This window comes from Anaerosolibacter sp., from assembly GCF_029240175.1.
In the GTDB taxonomy this organism is placed as follows: domain Bacteria; phylum Bacillota; class Clostridia; order Peptostreptococcales; family Thermotaleaceae; genus Anaerosolibacter.
Genome location: NZ_JARBTM010000011.1, coordinates 110,189 through 128,873, shown reverse-complemented (window position 1 = coordinate 128,873; position 18,685 = coordinate 110,189). Strand labels below are relative to the sequence as shown.

Below are 18,685 nucleotides of genomic sequence, written 5' to 3'. Positions count from 1 at the left end.
TATTACTATTGTACCATTTTACCTATTTATTAACAACTTTTCTAGGGGCACATTTATGCCATGTGTAATCATTCCTTCGAATACTTCAGTTTCTGTTAAATAACCCATGGGCTTACATTTCCTATCCATAACCATAACGATATGATATTTCTTCGGTAAGAACTGATCCATTATTTCTTTTACAGGTGTATCCTTTACCGCAACTAGCTGCTTAGTACTTAGAACACCCTTCGAAAGAAGTGACTGTTTTTTTTGTGTTATTTCTTTTATAAAGATAAAAGCTGCCATCCTATACTCTCTTTGGGCAGCAATATATAAGAAAACAGCTATACCTGACAAAAAAATATTTAAATAATTATATCTTATCATGTAGCCACCAAGCAAAAAAATAGCAACACTACAAAGCTTTGATATATTAACAATTATCTTTGTTGCCTTTTTAAAACCAATGAAATACGCTAAATAAGCCCTTATGATCCGGCCGCCATCTAAAGGAAGAATGGGTATTAAATTAAAAATCCCTATCATCACATTTGAAAAGACAAAAAAGACAATTCGTTCATTTTGTATGGACAATCCATAATACATATAATAACCAATAAATGCCATAAGAAGGTTTGCTATAGGTCCTGCAACAGCTATGAAAATCTCATCTTTTGGATTGATGCTAATCAATTCTTCAACTCTTGCAACGCCACCAAATGGAAAAATCTCAATATCATGAATATGGTACCCCAATATTTTTGCGACTATTGTATGGCTCAATTCATGGAGAAAGACAATAATAAACGAAATAATTGCATTCTCTATGTATCCAAAAATAAAAAAAATGATGAATGTAAAACATAACAAATAGTTAATTTTTATTTCAATTCCAGCTATTTTAATAAATGTCATTCATAGGCCACCTACTATCTTAAAGACTGGTTTTATCAAAATTGATATATACCTCAGGATCCACCTCTTGATCATTTATCCAAAGCAAAAACTGCAGCGCGCTATCCTCAGTTTTAGAATTACTCAGTTTTCCCAGTTCCTGCCCACTTTTAACGCTCTCACCTTTGTTCACAAAAATTTCTTCACAATTTCCATAGAGTGCACTTACGTTCTCACCATGCTGGATTTTGATAAACTTTCCAAAACTTTTACTCTCACCTACTTCGATGATTTCTCCATCTGTAATCGATACAATACTCCTGTTTGTTCCTGGCATAATCTCAATCCCTAGCTGATATGTTTTTGTGTTTAATACAGGATCGATACTTTCACCATGTCTCGTAATGATCATGCCTTGAGTTGGAGCAAGAAGTGTGAGTCCATCAATCTTCTCTTTCCCCATATTGTTAAATACATTTGCAGCTTTATGAGGAAGTGTCGGAACCGTCTGGGCGTATTTCAATATTTGTTTGCCCGTCTGTTTAAAATCTACTTCCTTGTTTAATGTCGTTTTTACTATATCAACTGCTTTGTTCGTAAAGGGTAAGTTAATCGTCTTCATTAAGATAGCTAGCAATACGATGCCCATACAAATTATTATTTTCTTCAATGTTTTTCTGTAAAAATTTTCACCTTTTCCAGCTGTAGTTAAGTACGGATTTATTCTTTTAGGATAATTGTTCATCCTCAGTCTATCATATTTCATTCTTCCAAATGATTTATTCATAAATACCCTCCTTATGTTATGATTATTATAATATATTTTTTATTTTGATGATTTATTACAATAGGAGCCTATTTTATGTACAAACACTGAAAAACATTAAAAAGAATTCCCTCCAGTGCTAATTGCTGCTAGAGGGAATTCTTTTTAATATATTCTCTTCTTTTTTCTCTTTTCCTAAAATCGATGAAATTAATATACTAAACTCAAATAGCAACAACATTGGTCCAGCAAGAAGCATCTGTGATATTACATCTGGAGGTGTCAATATTGCAGCAACAATGAATACTAATAAAATCACTATTTTTCTATTCTTGCGCAATGTTGGGGCAGAAATTAACTTGAATCTCGTAAGTAATGCAACCAACATTGGCATTTCGAATACGAGTCCGAAGGAAAGTAGTATTGAGCTAATAAATCCAATATAGCTTCCAAAAGAAATCATAGGTTCGATATCTTCAACCTTAATATTAGCAAAAAATTCAATTGTTATTGGCAAAATGATTTTATATGCAAAGGTCGTTCCTGCAATAAAGAAGAAGACCCCAGCAAATAAAGAAATCAACATAATTCTTTTTTCCGACTTCTCTAGACCCGGTTTTATAAATAACCAGATTTGATAAAAGGTAATAGGAGATGAGATAATAAGCCCTGCAACTAGTGATATTTTCACATAGGACAAGAACAGTTCAGGGGGGGACAGATACACAAATTCCAACTGACTTGCTGGTTTTAGTATGTCTTGTATCGCCCTATCTACGTATAAGAAGCATATGCTGCTCGTACCAATGATTACTATTAAAATTATAAAAAGACGTTTGCGCAACTCAGCCAAATGCTCAGTCAAAGTAAATTTATTTTCATTCACGCCTGATTCATCCCCTATTTTTTAGTCTCATCCGTTACCTCTATATCTTTTGTAATTTTATTGGCATGATCCTTAAATTCTCCAATAGCCTTTCCAAGAGATTTTCCTATCTCAGGCAATTTTGAAGGTCCAAATATAACCAATGCAATCGCTAAGATTAAGATAAGCTCCATAGCACCTATTCTTCCAAACATAAATACACCTCCATATAATATAAATTCTTAGTATTACATACATTCATTTACTAAATTATGTTCAAATTCGCAGATTATGCGCTGTCTATGGGTATAAACAATAGGCTGACTCGAAACAACCCTGCCCACAATTGTAATTCCTAATTCATCAGCTAAATCTAACGCCAAGTTGGTGGGAATACTCCTAGAAACAATAATAGGAAATCCTGCGGCAACGGCTTTCAATACCATATCCAATGAAATACGTCCCGTTGTAAATATAAGGGCTTTGCTGAAATCAATTTCTTGGAACAGAGCCTTTCCTATTACCTTATCTACAGCATTATGCCTTCCAACATCTTCCCTTAGAATCGCTATTTTATTTCCATCACTTAAACATGCGCAATGCATACCGCCCATTTTCTTATACAATTCAGCTTTTTTAAACATCTCAATGGAAAGCTCTTTCAATTTTTCTACGGTAATTGTATATACTGAATCGTTTTTCCCACCATTCACAAGTCTTTCCGTAAAGATTGTACCGCTGCCACAGCTGCTTGCTAGCACACTGGATATTGAGTACTCTTCATCTATTATTTTATTTGAAGTTATAACATATATTTTTTTCATATCTTCACAGGCTGCCAAGGTTAACACATCTTGCGTTTTTTTGATAAGACCTCTGCTATATAAATGTCCCAAGGCTAATTCTTTCAGATTCATAGGGGTACACATAAAGGTTACTAGCTTTTGACCATTTAATATTAAATCTACGGGAGCTTCCTCACAGATGTTAGATTTTCTCTTAATTATATTGTCAGACATAGATATTGACCCCCAATTTTATGATGTTTCATGCTGGAGCACCTCAATCCATTCGGTTAAAGCAATCGCATGCTCCCTCGTCATAAACCTATTAGAGTATAAATACATTGCTCCATTGGAAGCCCTGGTTTCTTGAATATCTTGATAGTTCTCTTGATTCTTTAGTTGACTTACGACATCATCTAACTGCTCAGCATTAAAGCTAAAAGGTGATGTTGAAAAAAGCTTTCCATCTGTAGGCCGAGGATAAATTTTTGACTCATGGCGTACAGTTTCAGCCACCATTTTTAGTAAATCCTTATCCTCTATACGGACCAGCATCTTAGCATAGCTTTCAGTCATATGATTTGAAGAATAGAAGTATTGACTTTCTGAGCCATGAATTGTTTTGATATCAGCGAAATCTGGGTTGTTGAACACTTGTTCCAATATATCAAGTAATTGCTCTTGATCCATAGAAATAGGTTCTGCAAAAAAATCATCTGGTTTTACAAGTCGTACCTCCATAGATGCCTTTCTGACAAAATCAGCAGTAACCATTAGCTTATCTTTTTTGTCTTTTTCCACGTTGGCTTTCCCCCTTGTATTCTCTATAAATATGTGGATAAGGGGATAATATCCCCTTATCCTATATCCCATTTACTAAGGTAAAAGCTTCAAGCTTTCAAGCTCATTGGCAACATCTTGTAAGCCTAATCGAATCAATGTTTCTTTTGTAGGTGCTCCTGTTTTTTCATCCCAGCCCATTTCTTTATAGAACATGGTAAGCGCAATCTGCATATCATTTCTATCCATTTTGATAGTTCCTGGAGTAAATGCCTTCTTGTCAGGATCTACATCATATACCCAGTCATTCATTACATCATGTTTTGTTCTCATGTCAATCGTACCCATTTGTTTTACTGTCAGAGCTCTATGCAATGTGAAGATTCTTTCTCCAGCTAAGTCTAAATCCTCTTCACTGATTTGTTCTCCTGTAATCAAGCTTAGGAATTTGGCCTCTAAAGCTGTATCTCCTCTATAGTTTCTAGCCATCACAGGGGAAACTGTCATAGGCCACATCCAGTTACATAGCGTTAAAGAGTCATGAAGGCAGTTGCGAATGATACTCCATTTTGCAAACTTGGCTTTGTATTCATTCATAGGTGTATAATTTGCAGGCTCATCAATAGCATCAGGCGATCCCCAAACCTCTGCAGCTATTTCTTTTTGAATGGCAATTGGCAATCCAGACCCAATAAAGTTCATATGGGAGTGACACTGGGCATCTCGGTTGAACATGCAGGATATTAGGGCCCCTACTTGACTACCAGACTCATTGGCATGGTGTTTTGGGAATCCTAGTGGTGACCATACACCATAGTCGTTACCATGCCAGAAATCATCTCCATAGTTCCAGCGTTGTGCAATCCAATATGTACCGTCTCCAAGATGACTTAATTCACCCTCTTTAAAGGCAATTCTTCTATAGAAATCTAACAAAAATGCTGGATCTCCTGCCTCTAACTTATCCCATGGAATGCTCTCATACTCTTCCTTAGGCAATACTTTCTTTAATATACCTGTATTATAAGCATATTTAAAGTCTTTTCCTATCAATCCATAGTTACACCATACGCCATAATCATCTGTCAGTTGCGCCCCAACAATCTTGCCCATCATTGACTTATCGCCTTCTTCAAATTGGTCAGTTACTCCTTTGATCATAACGCCATTTGGTCCACTGAAACCAACACAGGTATTGGAAACGTAAGGTGACAATCCATATTTTTCAAGATGTGGAACTTTTAACTGTGAATGACATCTAATCGGACAAGATTGACATCCACCCATCCTAATTGTATATTTTTCAGCTACAGGACCCAAGTCCATTACTGCTTTCATCGTTCTGAAGCCTACTTTTTTCATATCACCTGGAGGATTTTCTCCTGTTTCGATCGGCGTCTCTGCTCCACCCCAGTATAGACCTTTTCTTGATAGCCATCGACTGCCGCTGTTGTGATATTCTGCCCAAGGCTGCGGAGTTCTTGGTACTACGTGTTGATTGTTGGCACCAATGATCTCTTTCATCATGTATTCATTTAATTTCAACAACTCATATTTATGAGCAGCTATATGTACTGCACCAGTACCTTTTATAGCAATGGCCTTTAATTTTTTGGATCCTAATACGCCCCCGTGGCCGCCAGCAGAATGGGAAGTACCATTCATGATCACAGAAAGATTTACCATATTTTCACCGGCTTGCCCAATGGCAGCAATGGAGGCCTCATTTCCGATAATGCTTGCTATTTCAGCAGTTGATTTAAATATTCCCTGCCCCCATACAGCAGAAGCATCCTCCAGCGATACCTGGTCATCTTCTATGCGCAGCCATACTGGTTTGGAAGAAGCACCTTCAACAATGATTGCATCCCATCCGGCATATTTCATCATTGCAGCAAAATTTCCACCCATATGGCTGTCAGATACTGCATTGTATGGATTGCTTGGGAGCAAAGAAGTAATATTCGTTCTAGAACTACATGGTGCTCCTGATCCAGTTAAAGGTCCTGCTCCGAAAATAATTTTATTGTTTTCATCAAAAGCCTTTGTTCCAGCTGGCACTTCATCAAACATCACTTTATAGCCAATCCCCATACCACCTATAAAATCTTTATATTTTATTGTATCTTCAGTTGATATTTTTCCATTTGTAAGATTTACCCTTAAAATCTTACCTGTCCATCCGCCTACTTTAGTCATTTACTGTCCCCCCAAACTATATTTTTCCAATTTGAAATTTGCAAAATCTACCCCAACATGTAGCCACGACGAATCATCGCCACTTTTACATCTTCCCATGGAATGATGTTTAAAGCGCTTGTTGGACAATTTGACGCACACATGCCACACAGTACACACTTGGATGATTTCTTTGTTTCAGGATCAACAGTCGGCAGATGCCATGGACATGCTTTTGTACAACTACCACAACCTACACAATCTTCTTTCACTACAATGCGGGCGCCTGTCTTTGGATCCGCAATAATGGCTCCCATTGGGCATGCATTTGCACAAGCTGGATCCTTGCACTGCTTGCAGGTTTCAGGCGTCATCAATAGGTTTCCGTATTGTCCATCTTCTTTCCAGTAGGAAAGCTTAGGTCCATCCACACCGTAATTGTAATTTCTGCTTACTTTAACTCTTGAGATAAACGGTTGAACTTTTCCATCATTCAAAGATGTACAATTAAGCTCACATCGTTGACAACCCGTGCACCGATTTCGATCAGCAATCAGTACACCCTGCGACAGTGCAAATGCAGCCACTGCCTCTGACTCATGGGTGAAGCCTAGCATACTCAAAAAAGAGACAGATACGGCGGCCCCAGCCATACCTTTACCTGCTAGCTTCAAAAACTCTCGTCTCGTCGTTTCTCTTTCAAGAAACCCTTTCCTTTCATCTTGAGACATTCATACACTCCCCCTTAAACCAAAATATATTCAACATCGTTTGATAGATGTCAAACAAACCATAATACAGCTTGCCCTCGTATGTCATATGAATATTCCCCCTTATTCATATACATAAAAATAGTAGGCATCAATATTTTTAAGCATTGTGACCTACTTCCTAGTTATATTCATTATGGGATTTGATTAAAACAGATTATTCAAATTATTTTAAATGTTGTGTTTTTATAATATCGCTTACGTATAGAATATAATTGTGTTTAATATTTGTCAAGCAAATCTTATCTGCCAATAACGACTATTTATGATAACAATCTATGAATAAATTTAGCCATTTATTCCTTCATTCTTTTTAAAAGGTTTTGCAAGCTATATCAAAGATTACTTTTTCCCATATGATTCTCAAAAGCTCTACTACTTAAACCAGTTGAACATTTGCCGCGCTGAGATTTAACGCAGCTTTCAACAGTTTCATTTCTTAAAGATGTCATGCGGAGGTGTACCCCTTTAAAACTACCCCATATATAGAAAAAGACAAAGCACAGAAATGCTTTGTCTTTTATTTAATTCGATCTCTCATGTTTGTAACAAGATCTTCTAGAATCTGTGTATTCCGATGACTGGATAGTCTTGACAGACTATCTAAAGCCTTTTGATAATATCGCTCTTCCATTTTCCTCGTATCTTCAATACCATTAGATTTATGAATAAAATAAATAATTTCTGCCACATCTTTTTTTGTAAAACTATCTTTATTTAATAGTTTTAAAATATCTTCATGTTGTTTATTATTTTTGATTGTATACAGCAACGGTAAAGTGTATATCCCTTCTAAGATATCATTACCTGCGGGTTTTCCAATAATCGCATCTTCAGAAGTCACATCCAGTAAATCATCTTTTATTTGAAATGCAGTTCCTAACGACATTCCAAATCTACGTAAATTTCTAGCAGTTTTCACATCACAATCTGCCGTCTCAGCACCGATTTGGCAACAAAGGGCAAACAAAAGGGCAGTCTTGTACTTAATACGCTTCAAGTAGGTAGCTACAGAAGTAGAATGATCATATTTAGAAGCATACTGCTCTATCTCACCTTCGCAAATGGCCTTAATGAATTTAGAAAGATGAATAATTTTTTCTCCATTGTTAACTTTTGCAGCCAATAAGAAAGCTTTGCTAAATAGATAATCTCCAGTATATACTGCAACGTCCTTGCCATACTTTGATTGAGCTGTTTCAATACCTCTTCTTGATTTTGCATTATCAATAATATCATCATGAATCAAAGTTGCCATATGGAATAATTCTAGTGCGGCCGCCATAGACACAGCCTTATCACTATCATAGTTACCATACTGGGCAGATATAATTGTTAACGCTGGACGTATTCTCTTTCCACCTGCTTTTAACAAATCCAGTGATGCATCTTCTGCTATTTTCCTTCTCGATCTCACTGCCTGATCTAGAAGTTCTTCAACTTTTGTCATTTCTTTTTCTATATCGGGATATTTGCTCCAATAACTCAATTTATCACCTTCTTCATCCTATGGCTTAATTTTCAATTTGGAATGAACTATCTATTATCTGAAATCTCTCCGTCAATCCGGTAGATGTATATACCTTTTTATCTTCAGTAATAATGATACATTCTACATTTTCTAAGCTTTCTATGAGCTGCATACCTTTTTCAACACCAAGTACATAGATACTGGTTGATAGTCCATCAGCATCGGTCGAGCTATTTGTAATAATCGTAGCACTTATAATACCATTCTCAGCTGGATAGCCTGTTTTTGGATCAATAATATGATGATATCTTTTATCATCTGCCATAAAATATCTTTCGTAATTTCCTGATGTTACTACGGTTTGATCATAAACCTCTATAACTCCCATATGGGTACCAGTAGGTTCAAATGGATCTTGAATTCCTACTTTCCATGATGTTCCATCTGCCTTTTTTCCTAGGGTTACTACATTTCCCCCAAGATTTATTATAGCATGTTTTATGCCTTTATTCTTCATTATTTTTGTAACTTCATCGGCGGCGTACCCTTTGGCGATTCCACCAAGGTCTATTCGCATATCCGCTTCACTGAGCTTAACTTTATTATCTCCTTGAAACTCAATTTTTTGATAATCTACAAGCTGCAAGGCATTTTGAATTTCATCTTGAGTAGGTATACGTTCATTTTCAGTACCTATTCCCCAAAGTTTTACTAATTTTCCGATAGCAGGATCAAAAGCTCCGTTAGTCAGTTCTGCATAGTGAATGGCTCTTTCAATTATATCAACCGTTTCTTCACTAACTTCTACATATGTCTTTCCAGCATTTAAATTAATCTGGCCTATTTCACTTTCATCCAAGTTAGCACTCATCTTGTCCTCTATTTCTTTAATTCTTTCAAATGAAGATTTAATCGTATCCATTCCTTCTTGCTTATTGGTGGTCCAAACACTTAATTGCAAATACGTACCCAACATATAGGTAGAATCACTTACCATCTGTAATTCTTTCGTACAACCTACTTGTACAATGGTAAGAATTATGATAGCCGCTAGTATGGAATACTTAAGGATTTTGTTTTTCATCTTGATCCTCCATCTAAACATTTAAATATTACAAAATTGGTTTATAATTATAAGTCCCAATACAAATGTATTGGGACTTACCAGTTTCTATTTTGCTGATTCGATTGCTTTAACTGCTAACTCTTTAAACTTGTCTGATGATGTAGTTGCACCTGCAACAGCATCTACTGCATTTGGATCTTGCTTCTCAACCAAAGCTGCTGCCAATTGATCAGCTACTTCTCCCACAGTTACACCAGATTTAGCTTTAAATGGCTCATTGTAACCTGCGTCATCTCTCTTCTTTGCACCATCTTTATTAACTTCTTCGAAAACTACTTCTGAAATCTTACCATCTGTGTATGTAATACTGATTTCAGGCTTCCAGCCATATTGGTCAAACTCTGCATCAGCAGCTGTATAGGTACCATCTTTAATCGTATCTTCAGCTGGTGCTGCTGGTTGCTCTGCAGGTGCTGGAGCTGCTGCTGGCTCAGGCTGTGGTGCTGGCTTTGCGCATCCAACGCCTAAAGCTAATGCTAAAACTGTAACTAAAACGATTGATAAAACTTTTTTCACGGTATTGCCCCCTTCAAATAAATAGTTTAGAAAACGCTTACAGATAATATTTTATAATTAAATTTAAAGCTTGTCAATTTTTTCATGAGAATTATTTATCTATAATATCATTATATTTATTCAATACTTGTAATTTCAGATGAATAATTTTAAGCAATGAATAATTTAATTTTTCTCACTATTAATTTTTTATTATACAACCGTTTACATTTTTGATATAATACGATTAGCAGCAATGTTAAAATAATATTTAACCATGTTTGTGAAACAAACATTATTATTAAAGGGGGGTTCATTATGAAACGTGTTGTAGTATTAGGTGCTGGATACGCAGGTGTTGATGCGGCACTTACACTGCATAAGAAATTGAAAAACGATGATGTTTCAATTTCAATTATTGACAAAAATAACCGACACACATTATTGACCGAGCTTCATGAAGTTGCGGGTAACCGAGTTGATGAAGAAAGTGTAAAAATTTATCTTGATGAGATATTTAAGTACACTAAAGTAAATATCATTCAAGATGAAATTACGTCCATCGATTTTGATGGTCAGACCTTAACTTCTGAAAATAATACTTATACTTACGATTATCTTGTAGTTGGTTGTGGCAGCGAGCCAGCTTTCTTTGGAATCGAAGGCATGCAGGAAAATTCTTTCACCCTTTGGTCTCTTGAAGATGCAAAAAAGATTAACAAGCATATTCGTACCATGTTCCAATTGGCTTCAAAGGAACAAAATATCGAGAGACGCAAAGAATACCTAACACTTGTTGTAGGTGGTGGCGGATTTACTGGTATTGAAATGGTAGGAGAACTTATTCAATGGCGCGATGTTTTATGTAAAGAGTACAACATTTCAAAAAATGAAGTACGCCTTGTGGTTGTAGAAGCTATGGATAAGATTCTTGCGGTTTACCCTCAAGACTTAATTGATAAGGCTATGAACTATCTTAAAATAAATGGCGTTGAAGTTATGACGAATTCGCCTGTTACGAAAGTTACATCTGATCGATTAGAAATTAAGGATGGTCGCATTGTTCCTACTAATACACTTATTTGGACTGGCGGCGTTAAGGTAAGCAGCTTTGTTGAAAAGATTGGACTTCCTCCTGCAGAAAGAGGCCGTGGAAGAATCGCGGTAAATGAGTATACTCAATCAACTGCTTATCCAAACGTATTCCTTATTGGAGATAATTCTTTCTTTACTGAAGAAGATGGCAAGCCACTACCTTTACTTGTAGAATCTGCTATTCAAACCGGTAAAAGTGCAGGAAAGAATATAGCCAACCTTATTCATAACAAACCCCTTGAAACGTGTAAACCTAAGCTACACGGTACTATGGTTTCAATTGGACGTAAATATGCAGTTGCTGAAACCATGGGCATGAAAACATCTGGCTTAATGGCTATGTTTATTAAGCATTTGGTAAATATTCACTATCAATTTGAAGTTGCTGGCTTTGAGCAGGTTATTCGCTATTTAAAGCATCAATTTGTTCATAAACGTAAAGATGATAACATGATTAAAAAGCATCTAACCACTGAAACATTTACTTTCTGGATGGTTATTATGCGTATGTATTTAGGATATATGTGGTTAATGCAAGGTATTCACAAATATAATGATGGCTGGTTGTCTAAAGTTTCTATCTACGCGCAAAAGGCTGCTGCTACTGCTGCAGACGCTACAGCTGCTGCTTCTACAGCTGCTGCAGAAGTTACAACAAGTGCTTCACAGGTTGCTGAAGGTGCAGCCGGTGCTGTTGCTCAGGGTATGAATCTTATTGGACAGAATACACCGGCTTGGTATGCATGGATTTGTGAAACGATTATTGTTCCAAACGCTATGTTCTTCCAAACTATGATTGTTTTAACTGAATTTGGTCTTGGTATTGCATTCTTAACAGGTACATTTACATTTATTGCTGCAATCGTTTCTATAGGAATGAATATTAACTTCCTGCTATCTACAGGTCTATATGACTACTGGTACATTGTAACTTCCATCGCATGTCTAGGTGGAGCAGGCCGTGCTTTTGGCTTAGATCATTACATTATGCCATGGTTAATGAAGAACTGGAGACACTTTGTTAGAAATAAGAGTATAAAAGCAAATCTATAATAAATAAAAAAATGGAGGAATCATTCCTCCATTTTTTTATTTATTAATAATCTCCCGCCAATGAAATTCACCTTTTTCCATGGCACGTATTAATATTTCAGCCGTAGCAATATTGGTTGCCACTGGAATCTTATATACATCACACAGTCTTAAGAGTGCTAATATATCAGGTTCATGGGGTTGTGCAGTTAAGGGGTCCCTAAGAAAAATAACTAGATCCATGTTATTGTTAGCAATTTCAGCACCGATCTGCTGATCGCCGCCTAAAGGTCCAGACTGAACTCTATGGATTGACAAACCTGTGGCTTCTTGAATCAGCTTACCAGTTGTACCCGTTGCAACAATGCGATGCTCCTCAAGAATATGCTTATACGCGATTGCAAAATTAATGATAATATCTTTTTTTCTATCATGGGCAATTAGGGCTATATTCACTGTAAAACCTCCCTGCTAAAATTTAATTTTTTGTCTTCTCATTCCTATATTCAATACAATTCCGACGGCAAGCATACTTGTAATCAATGAACTTCCACCATAACTAATAAAAGGAAGTGTCAACCCTGTAACTGGCATTGTACCCATGGTCATTCCAATGTTCTCAAATATCTGGAATGCAAACATCGATGTAATTCCAACTACAACTAGAGACCCATAGATATCTTTAGACGCCATAGCAATTTTCATCATACGATATAAAAATATAAAATAAAGGATAATTACGACAGTACCTCCAACAAAACCGAACTCTTCGCCCAACACTGCGAATATAAAATCCGTCTCTTGTACTGGCAGAAAGTCAAAATTATTTTGTGTACCTTGATACAAGCCCTTACCAATGGCTTGTCCAGAACCAATGGCAATTTTAGACTGCATCACATGATAATTTCCAGGCAAACTCATATCAGATGGCTTTAAAAAAGCATCGATTCTGATTCTTTGGTGAGGTGCCATCAATTTATAGGCAATGGGTAATGAAACAACACCCGTCAAAAAACCCATTCCAAGAATTTTATAACTCAATCCAGAGGCAAATGACATTCCTAATATGATAACAATAAATACTAAGGAACTCCCAAGATCGGGCTGCTTCAATAGCAACAAGATAGGAATACCTCCATAAATTGCTATAGGTATTAAGTCTTTGATTGAGTTTAATTGATTTTGTCTCGATTCTAGGTATTTCGCAAAGGATAATATAAATCCAATTTTCACAATTTCAACAGGCTGGAAATCAATAGGTCCAAGATCTATCCAGCTTCGAGCTCCACCTAGCGACTTTCCTATACCAGGAATATAGACTGCCAGCAGAAATAAAACTGAAACTACATAAATGCCTTTATCAAAGCTTCCGTAAAAATTATAGTCTATCAACAAAATGATTAAAATAGATACAAATCCTAAAGCGAAGGCGATTGCCTGAACTTTTACCTGTCGCGTTAGACCATCCTGAGTAACATGGGTTGCACTGCTGATCATAACTAATCCGATACAGAAAATAGCAATTATCGTTATAATCAAAGTATAGTCAATATTCTTTAGTAATTTCTTATCGATCATTGATGCACCTCTTCTAATTGTTCTATTTAAAATTATAACATATTTAAAGCTAATATCTCAATAAAACATAGTTTCAATCAAAAGATTATAAGGAAATATATATAAAATCTTACCTCCATATTTTTCCAAACAAAAAGAAAACGAAAAACCTTTTAACCGGTTTCTCGTTTTCTTCTTATCTAGATTTCATTTTTTTAATTGGTATGTTGGCAATTAATGCTGGAACCATTGAATCATCCGTACTTTTTTTCGTTTTCGTTATTCTTATATCTAAACCATCCTCATCAATTTCAACATAATCAGAAATTACGCTTAATAAATCACCTTTAAGCATTTCAAGAAAGTTGGAAGAACAATTGGTTCTATCATGAACAAGTACCAACTTCAACCTTTCTTTCGCTACGTTCTTACTGGAGGCGTCTTCTCTGCTAAATAATTTAAATAGATCCATCATTACTTATCCCCCTTTCAGAATTATTTACCAATTCCAAACAGTTTTCTTAGTTTCGTCATGAAACTATCTTCTCCTTCTAGTTGCAAGAAAGGTACTTCTTCTCCCATGATTCTTTTGGTGATATTTTTATAGGCACGGCCAGCTAGAGACTTATCATCTGTCACAGCAGGTTCTCCTTTATTTGTGGAAATAACTATAGCTTCATCATCTGGTACAATGCCTAAGAGGTCGATTGCCAATATATCAATCATATCCTCAATATTCATCATATCTCCTCTTTTCACCATCTCCACACGAATTCTATTAATAATTAATACTGGGTTTCTTAATTCTGCTGCCTCTAAAAGTCCAATGATTCTGTCCGCATCTCTCACAGCTGATATCTCAGGCGTAGTAACAACAACAGCTCGATCAGCACCAGCAATAGCATTTTTAAATCCTTGTTCAATTCCTGCTGGACAATCAACGATAACAAAATCGAAAGATTCCTTTAATTCGTTGCATAAGTCTTGCATTTGCTGGGGATTGATTGCATTCTTATCCTTCGTCTGTGCAGCTGGAAGAAGAAATAAGTTTTCATATCTTTTATCCTTAATTAAGGCTTGTCTTAATCTACAGACCCCATCTACCACATCAACGATATCATAAACAATCCGGTTTTCAAGCCCCATAACTACATCCAAATTTCGTAGTCCAATATCTGCATCCACCACTACTACCTTTTTACCAGAAAGTGCTAAGCCAGTCCCAATATTAGCAGTAGTCGTTGTTTTTCCAACGCCACCTTTTCCTGAAGTCACTACAATTACTTCACCCATTACTACTCCCCCTATCATAGGATTCATTTTTATTATCTATTTGGTAAGTATGGTTCAATAACAAGCATATTATCTTTTATTAAAGCCAATTCTGGCATCATTGGCCTTACAACCTCATTATCTGGTGACCGTGTGATGGTGTCTGCAATTCTTAATTGGGTAGGTTGAAGACTAATAGCTGCAACGTAAGCACGGTTATTCCCATTAGATCCAGCGTGGGCCAAACCGCGTAAGGCTCCCATCACAATAATATTACCAGCAGCAATAATTTCCCCCCCAGGGTTTACATCCCCTAAAACAACAACATTACCATTAAAAATAATTTTTTGACCTGACCTAACGGTTGTCCTTACAAACTTAGTCATACCTTCTTCAATTCCAGTAAAAACTAGATTTGTTTTTTTTTCAGGTTCATGTACTATATTCTTAGCTTCCTCTACTACGATCATACTGTAGCCATGCTGAATAATTTCTTTAATTTCAGCTTTTTCATCCTCAGATAATTCTTTTCCCTCAAATCCTATTACCTTTGCACCCTCAAAAAACTGTTTTGTAGATTCTAATTTTTTTACTAATTGTACTTTAATATCGCTGTAATCAATATGAGGACTCAAATATATAGATATTCCATCTTTATTTCCTTTAAAAGATACAGTACTATTTTTGGGCATTATGAAATTACCTCCATGACTTGCAAATAAATCTGTAACATTATATTTATTCTTCATATCAGTACTAAATCCTTTTTTTTTCTAAAAAAAGTCCCTTGAAATCATTATATGAAAAGGTATAAATTGCTAAATAACTCGAAATTTAGATAAAAAATGCACCCACTGTATAGTCTATCTAGTGAGTGCATTTTCTAAATTAAGATTTTCAGCTTCTTTATTTAATCCCAAGTACTCAGCTATGATTTCCCGGGCAACTGGTGATGCATACCCACCGTGTCCACCTTGAAAAATCAAACTAACGACAACGATTTGCGGATCATCTATTGGTGCATAGGAAACGAACCAAGCAAAGTTATCATAATTATCCTTAAATTGATCCAGTTGCTCATTGGTAATTTTGTTATTACTCAATTGCTTTATGGCATCACGCATGGCATCCCCTTCATCTCTATATCGATCTTTTTGGGCAGCCATAAGTTCCTTGGCCTTTGATTCCACATCGGACAAGCTTAATGATGGTGCAATCCACTTCCAATATTTTCTTAGGTATTCCGCTTCATCTTTCGGATTAATTTTTCCTGATCGCTGCGCAGTTCCAGTTTTTCCCCCAACCTTAACTGGGAATTTTCCAAATACTGCTCTCGCGGTACCGCCTTCTTCTTGGGTTACGTTGGACATCCCCTGTCTTACGTGTTTTAAATTCTCGTAATTATTTAATTCGATTCTCTTACCCATCTCTTTTTCGACATTTGGTGTTTCACTACCAATTTTCTTAACCACACTTACTTCATTTAAATAACCATCATTGGCAATTGCAGCAATGTAACGGGCCATTTGAAGGGGTGTATAAGCATGCTCACCTTGTCCGATAGATAAGTTAAAAGTATCCCCCTTCGTCCATTTAGCTTGATTAAAATAAGTAAATTTAGCTGTATCTACCAAAGACTCAATCTTATCTTTTTTTACACCTAATTTTCCAGTACGATTAATCAATTCACCTCTAGATGGATTTTCTTCTGCCCAGTTGATGATCTCCGCAATAGTATTCTCTAATAACTCTTTGTCTTCAAATACCTCAGGTTCGAAATAATCCTTTGCTCGTGCCTGGATATGATTCTTTAACATAGCCTTAATAGCAGCAGTTTTTTTCTGAGGATTGGGTACACCGTAGGCATTCTCACCTATCTCAATTCCTGTACGCTCGTCTAATCCCAATAATTTAGTATACTCTAACAATTTATTGACATTCATCGCAATTCCTAGGGACTGCTGTTTAAAATGATCCCATCCTGTTGAAACATTATAGAAATAATAGTTGCAGGATACCTCTAGTGCTTTATACAAGTCCACCCATCCATGTTTTTGTTTTTTTGTATTCCAAAGCCAGCATCCGAAATTTCTCCCCCCGTAGGGAATAAATCCATTATCAAACAGCTTTGTATTTGGGTTCATACCATTATCTATTGCAGCAAGACCAGTAATCATTTTGTATGTGGAACCGGGCTGAATGGCTGCTCTTGCTCCTAGATTAAAAAGAGGAATTGGAGACAAAGGATCTCTAGGGTTTTTATCAAGCAACTCATTCCAGTCCTTCGAAGTTATTCCTGTAGAAAAAAGATTCGGATTATAACTTGGGTAATTTGCCAGAGCTAAGACCTCCATCGTCTTCGCATCTAATGCTACAACTGTTCCAGTAGTAGCATTTCTAAATACTTCACCGTACTTATAATCTCCCCACTTGCTTGTAAAAGTGCCGCCTACTTGTATTTGTTGTAGTGCTTGACTTAAGGCATCTTCAGCAACTTTCTGAAGTTTTGCATCAATGGATAGATATACGGTTTCACCTTTTTGAGGCGCCTCTTCCCTTAAGACATTGATCAATCGACCATACACATCTACTTCAACATATTTTGCCCCGTCTTTACCCTTTAGCTCTTTTTCAAAGACCCGCTCAATTCCATCCTTACCGATTAAGTCATTAGGATCATAACCTAGCTCATTAACATATTTTTCTCTTTCAGTATCAGAAATTTTACTTAGATAGCCTAATATATGAGCGGCCAAGTTATCTCCTGGATAATACCTTAAGGGCTCTACCTCTACACTGACACCTGGCATTTCCATAATTCGTTCTTCTACTTCAGATACCGTCTTAGCTGAAACGTTAAAAGCAATAGTTACAGGCTGATATTGACGATACCCCTGCTCCCTTAACTCATGACGAATGATTAAAATCTTTCTCGCATCCTCATTTGTTACAGTTTCAGGAATTTCATATCTTTCTCGTAATGCTTGGAATGCTTCGTCTGCACTTAGATTTTCTTCTAAAGTATATTTTTGTAAGAAGTTCTCTTTTTGCATTTGGGGAATAAATTTCATCGTTTTTACAGAAATAGGCGGATATATTCCATGATCTTGCTGCATGATTGTTTGTGCCTCAAAAACATCCAAAGCTGGATCTATCTCCAGCCTCTCTCTTAAGGTTTCAAAAACATCATCGGCAGTAGTTAATCCCTCTAAACCCTGAGTAATAAGCCAATTTTCTATTTCCTTATCATAGGTAAAAGAATACCTGCCATTTTCTATAGCAATAGGAAAATTATCTACATGTTTATCTCCATTCACTTTGAGTATGTTAAGCAATTTTACTGCGATTGTATTTATCTCACTATCTATTAATTCATTTTTCATAATTTGAACTGTAAAACTTGGTTGATTACCTGCTAGAAGCCTTCCATAACGGTCTCGCAACTCACCTCTCGGGGCAGATATAGGAATTTTTTTGATTCTAATATTATCCGATAACTCTTTATACTTTTCTCCTTCAACAATTGTCAAGGTAAATAATCTGACAAAAAGAATACATAGAAAAATTCCAAAGAATAAAAGAATCTGATTATATCGATTTTTTAGTTTTTCAAACAT

18 protein-coding genes are annotated in these 18,685 nt (G+C 36.1%); 1 reads left to right on the top strand and 17 read right to left on the bottom strand.

Features of this window, described 5'->3' with window-relative positions:
* Positions 1–18: 18 nt before the first annotated feature.
* From K0R93_RS09715 to K0R93_RS09665, 11 genes are all read right to left on the bottom strand, one after another.
* The gene (locus tag K0R93_RS09715) at positions 19–897 is read right to left on the bottom strand and encodes a M50 family metallopeptidase (protein WP_300300563.1); all 879 of its coding nucleotides are present in this window, start codon (positions 895–897) and stop codon (positions 19–21) included.
* Positions 898–916: 19 nt separating this feature from the next.
* A complete protein-coding gene (locus K0R93_RS09710) occupies positions 917–1,663 on the bottom strand; it encodes a M23 family metallopeptidase (RefSeq protein ID WP_300300561.1) in 747 nt (248 codons plus the stop codon).
* Positions 1,664–1,781: 118 nt separating this feature from the next.
* Positions 1,782–2,528 carry a twin-arginine translocase subunit TatC gene (gene tatC, locus K0R93_RS09705; RefSeq protein WP_300300559.1) on the bottom strand — a complete coding sequence of 249 codons (747 nt, stop codon included), beginning with the start codon at positions 2,526–2,528 and terminating at the stop codon, positions 1,782–1,784.
* A 14-nt stretch (positions 2,529–2,542) separates the two neighbouring features.
* Entirely contained in the window at positions 2,543–2,722 is a 180-nt protein-coding gene (locus K0R93_RS09700) for a twin-arginine translocase TatA/TatE family subunit (protein ID WP_300300557.1), read from the bottom strand.
* A 33-nt stretch (positions 2,723–2,755) separates the two neighbouring features.
* A complete protein-coding gene (gene fdhD, locus K0R93_RS09695; RefSeq protein ID WP_300300554.1) occupies positions 2,756–3,526 on the bottom strand; it encodes a formate dehydrogenase accessory sulfurtransferase FdhD in 771 nt (256 codons plus the stop codon).
* An 18-nt stretch (positions 3,527–3,544) separates the two neighbouring features.
* The gene (locus tag K0R93_RS09690) at positions 3,545–4,093 is read right to left on the bottom strand and encodes a hypothetical protein (RefSeq protein WP_300300552.1); all 549 of its coding nucleotides are present in this window, start codon (positions 4,091–4,093) and stop codon (positions 3,545–3,547) included.
* 75 nt (positions 4,094–4,168) lie between these two features.
* Complete coding sequence (locus tag K0R93_RS09685) at positions 4,169–6,271, bottom strand: aldehyde ferredoxin oxidoreductase (RefSeq protein WP_300300550.1); 2,103 nt, start codon at positions 6,269–6,271, stop codon at positions 4,169–4,171.
* A gap of 47 nt (positions 6,272–6,318) precedes the next feature.
* Complete coding sequence (locus tag K0R93_RS09680; protein WP_300300548.1) at positions 6,319–6,981, bottom strand: ferredoxin-like protein; 663 nt, start codon at positions 6,979–6,981, stop codon at positions 6,319–6,321.
* Between the two features lie 559 nt (positions 6,982–7,540).
* Positions 7,541–8,509 carry a polyprenyl synthetase family protein gene (locus K0R93_RS09675; protein WP_300300546.1) on the bottom strand — a complete coding sequence of 323 codons (969 nt, stop codon included), beginning with the start codon at positions 8,507–8,509 and terminating at the stop codon, positions 7,541–7,543.
* Between the two features lie 25 nt (positions 8,510–8,534).
* Positions 8,535–9,575, bottom strand: a complete 1,041-nt coding sequence (locus K0R93_RS09670; protein WP_300300543.1) for an FAD:protein FMN transferase — start codon at positions 9,573–9,575, stop codon at positions 8,535–8,537.
* 87 nt (positions 9,576–9,662) lie between these two features.
* Entirely contained in the window at positions 9,663–10,133 is a 471-nt protein-coding gene (locus tag K0R93_RS09665; protein ID WP_300300541.1) for an FMN-binding protein, read from the bottom strand.
* Between the two features lie 297 nt (positions 10,134–10,430).
* On the opposite strand from K0R93_RS09665, the gene K0R93_RS09660 reads away from it, so the two are divergent.
* Positions 10,431–12,260, top strand: coding sequence for an NAD(P)/FAD-dependent oxidoreductase (locus tag K0R93_RS09660; RefSeq protein WP_300300539.1), 1,830 nt, complete (start codon positions 10,431–10,433; stop codon positions 12,258–12,260).
* A 36-nt stretch (positions 12,261–12,296) separates the two neighbouring features.
* Here K0R93_RS09660 and mgsA read toward each other — a convergent pair whose 3' ends face one another.
* The 6 genes from mgsA to K0R93_RS09630 form a co-directional block, all read right to left on the bottom strand.
* Complete coding sequence (gene mgsA / locus K0R93_RS09655) at positions 12,297–12,695, bottom strand: methylglyoxal synthase (RefSeq protein WP_300300536.1); 399 nt, start codon at positions 12,693–12,695, stop codon at positions 12,297–12,299.
* Between the two features lie 15 nt (positions 12,696–12,710).
* On the bottom strand, positions 12,711–13,817 hold the full coding sequence (rodA, locus tag K0R93_RS09650; protein ID WP_300300534.1) for a rod shape-determining protein RodA: 1,107 nt from the start codon (positions 13,815–13,817) through the stop codon (positions 12,711–12,713).
* A gap of 175 nt (positions 13,818–13,992) precedes the next feature.
* Entirely contained in the window at positions 13,993–14,271 is a 279-nt protein-coding gene (minE, locus tag K0R93_RS09645) for a cell division topological specificity factor MinE (RefSeq protein WP_300300532.1), read from the bottom strand.
* Between the two features lie 20 nt (positions 14,272–14,291).
* Positions 14,292–15,089, bottom strand: coding sequence for a septum site-determining protein MinD (minD, locus tag K0R93_RS09640; protein WP_300300529.1), 798 nt, complete (start codon positions 15,087–15,089; stop codon positions 14,292–14,294).
* A 32-nt stretch (positions 15,090–15,121) separates the two neighbouring features.
* Positions 15,122–15,817 (bottom strand): septum site-determining protein MinC, encoded by a 696-nt coding sequence (minC, locus tag K0R93_RS09635; protein ID WP_300300527.1) that lies wholly within the window; start codon positions 15,815–15,817, stop codon positions 15,122–15,124.
* A gap of 114 nt (positions 15,818–15,931) precedes the next feature.
* A complete protein-coding gene (locus K0R93_RS09630) occupies positions 15,932–18,685 on the bottom strand; it encodes a penicillin-binding transpeptidase domain-containing protein (protein WP_300300524.1) in 2,754 nt (917 codons plus the stop codon).

Coding starts and splice junctions, on each gene's coding strand:
- K0R93_RS09715 (WP_300300563.1), bottom strand. CDS start 897: ATGACATTTATTAAAATAGCTGGAATTGAAATAAAAATTAACTATTTG.
- K0R93_RS09710 (WP_300300561.1), bottom strand. CDS start 1,663: ATGAATAAATCATTTGGAAGAATGAAATATGATAGACTGAGGATGAAC.
- K0R93_RS09700 (WP_300300557.1), bottom strand. CDS start 2,722: ATGTTTGGAAGAATAGGTGCTATGGAGCTTATCTTAATCTTAGCGATT.
- fdhD (WP_300300554.1), bottom strand. CDS start 3,526: ATGTCTGACAATATAATTAAGAGAAAATCTAACATCTGTGAGGAAGCT.
- K0R93_RS09685 (WP_300300550.1), bottom strand. CDS start 6,271: ATGACTAAAGTAGGCGGATGGACAGGTAAGATTTTAAGGGTAAATCTT.
- K0R93_RS09680 (WP_300300548.1), bottom strand. CDS start 6,981: ATGTCTCAAGATGAAAGGAAAGGGTTTCTTGAAAGAGAAACGACGAGA.
- K0R93_RS09670 (WP_300300543.1), bottom strand. CDS start 9,575: ATGAAAAACAAAATCCTTAAGTATTCCATACTAGCGGCTATCATAATT.
- K0R93_RS09660 (WP_300300539.1), top strand. CDS start 10,431: ATGAAACGTGTTGTAGTATTAGGTGCTGGATACGCAGGTGTTGATGCG.
- rodA (WP_300300534.1), bottom strand. CDS start 13,817: ATGATCGATAAGAAATTACTAAAGAATATTGACTATACTTTGATTATA.
- minE (WP_300300532.1), bottom strand. CDS start 14,271: ATGATGGATCTATTTAAATTATTTAGCAGAGAAGACGCCTCCAGTAAG.
- minD (WP_300300529.1), bottom strand. CDS start 15,089: ATGGGTGAAGTAATTGTAGTGACTTCAGGAAAAGGTGGCGTTGGAAAA.
- minC (WP_300300527.1), bottom strand. CDS start 15,817: ATGAAGAATAAATATAATGTTACAGATTTATTTGCAAGTCATGGAGGT.
- K0R93_RS09630 (WP_300300524.1), bottom strand. CDS start 18,685: ATGTTTGAAAAACTAAAAAATCGATATAATCAGATTCTTTTATTCTTT.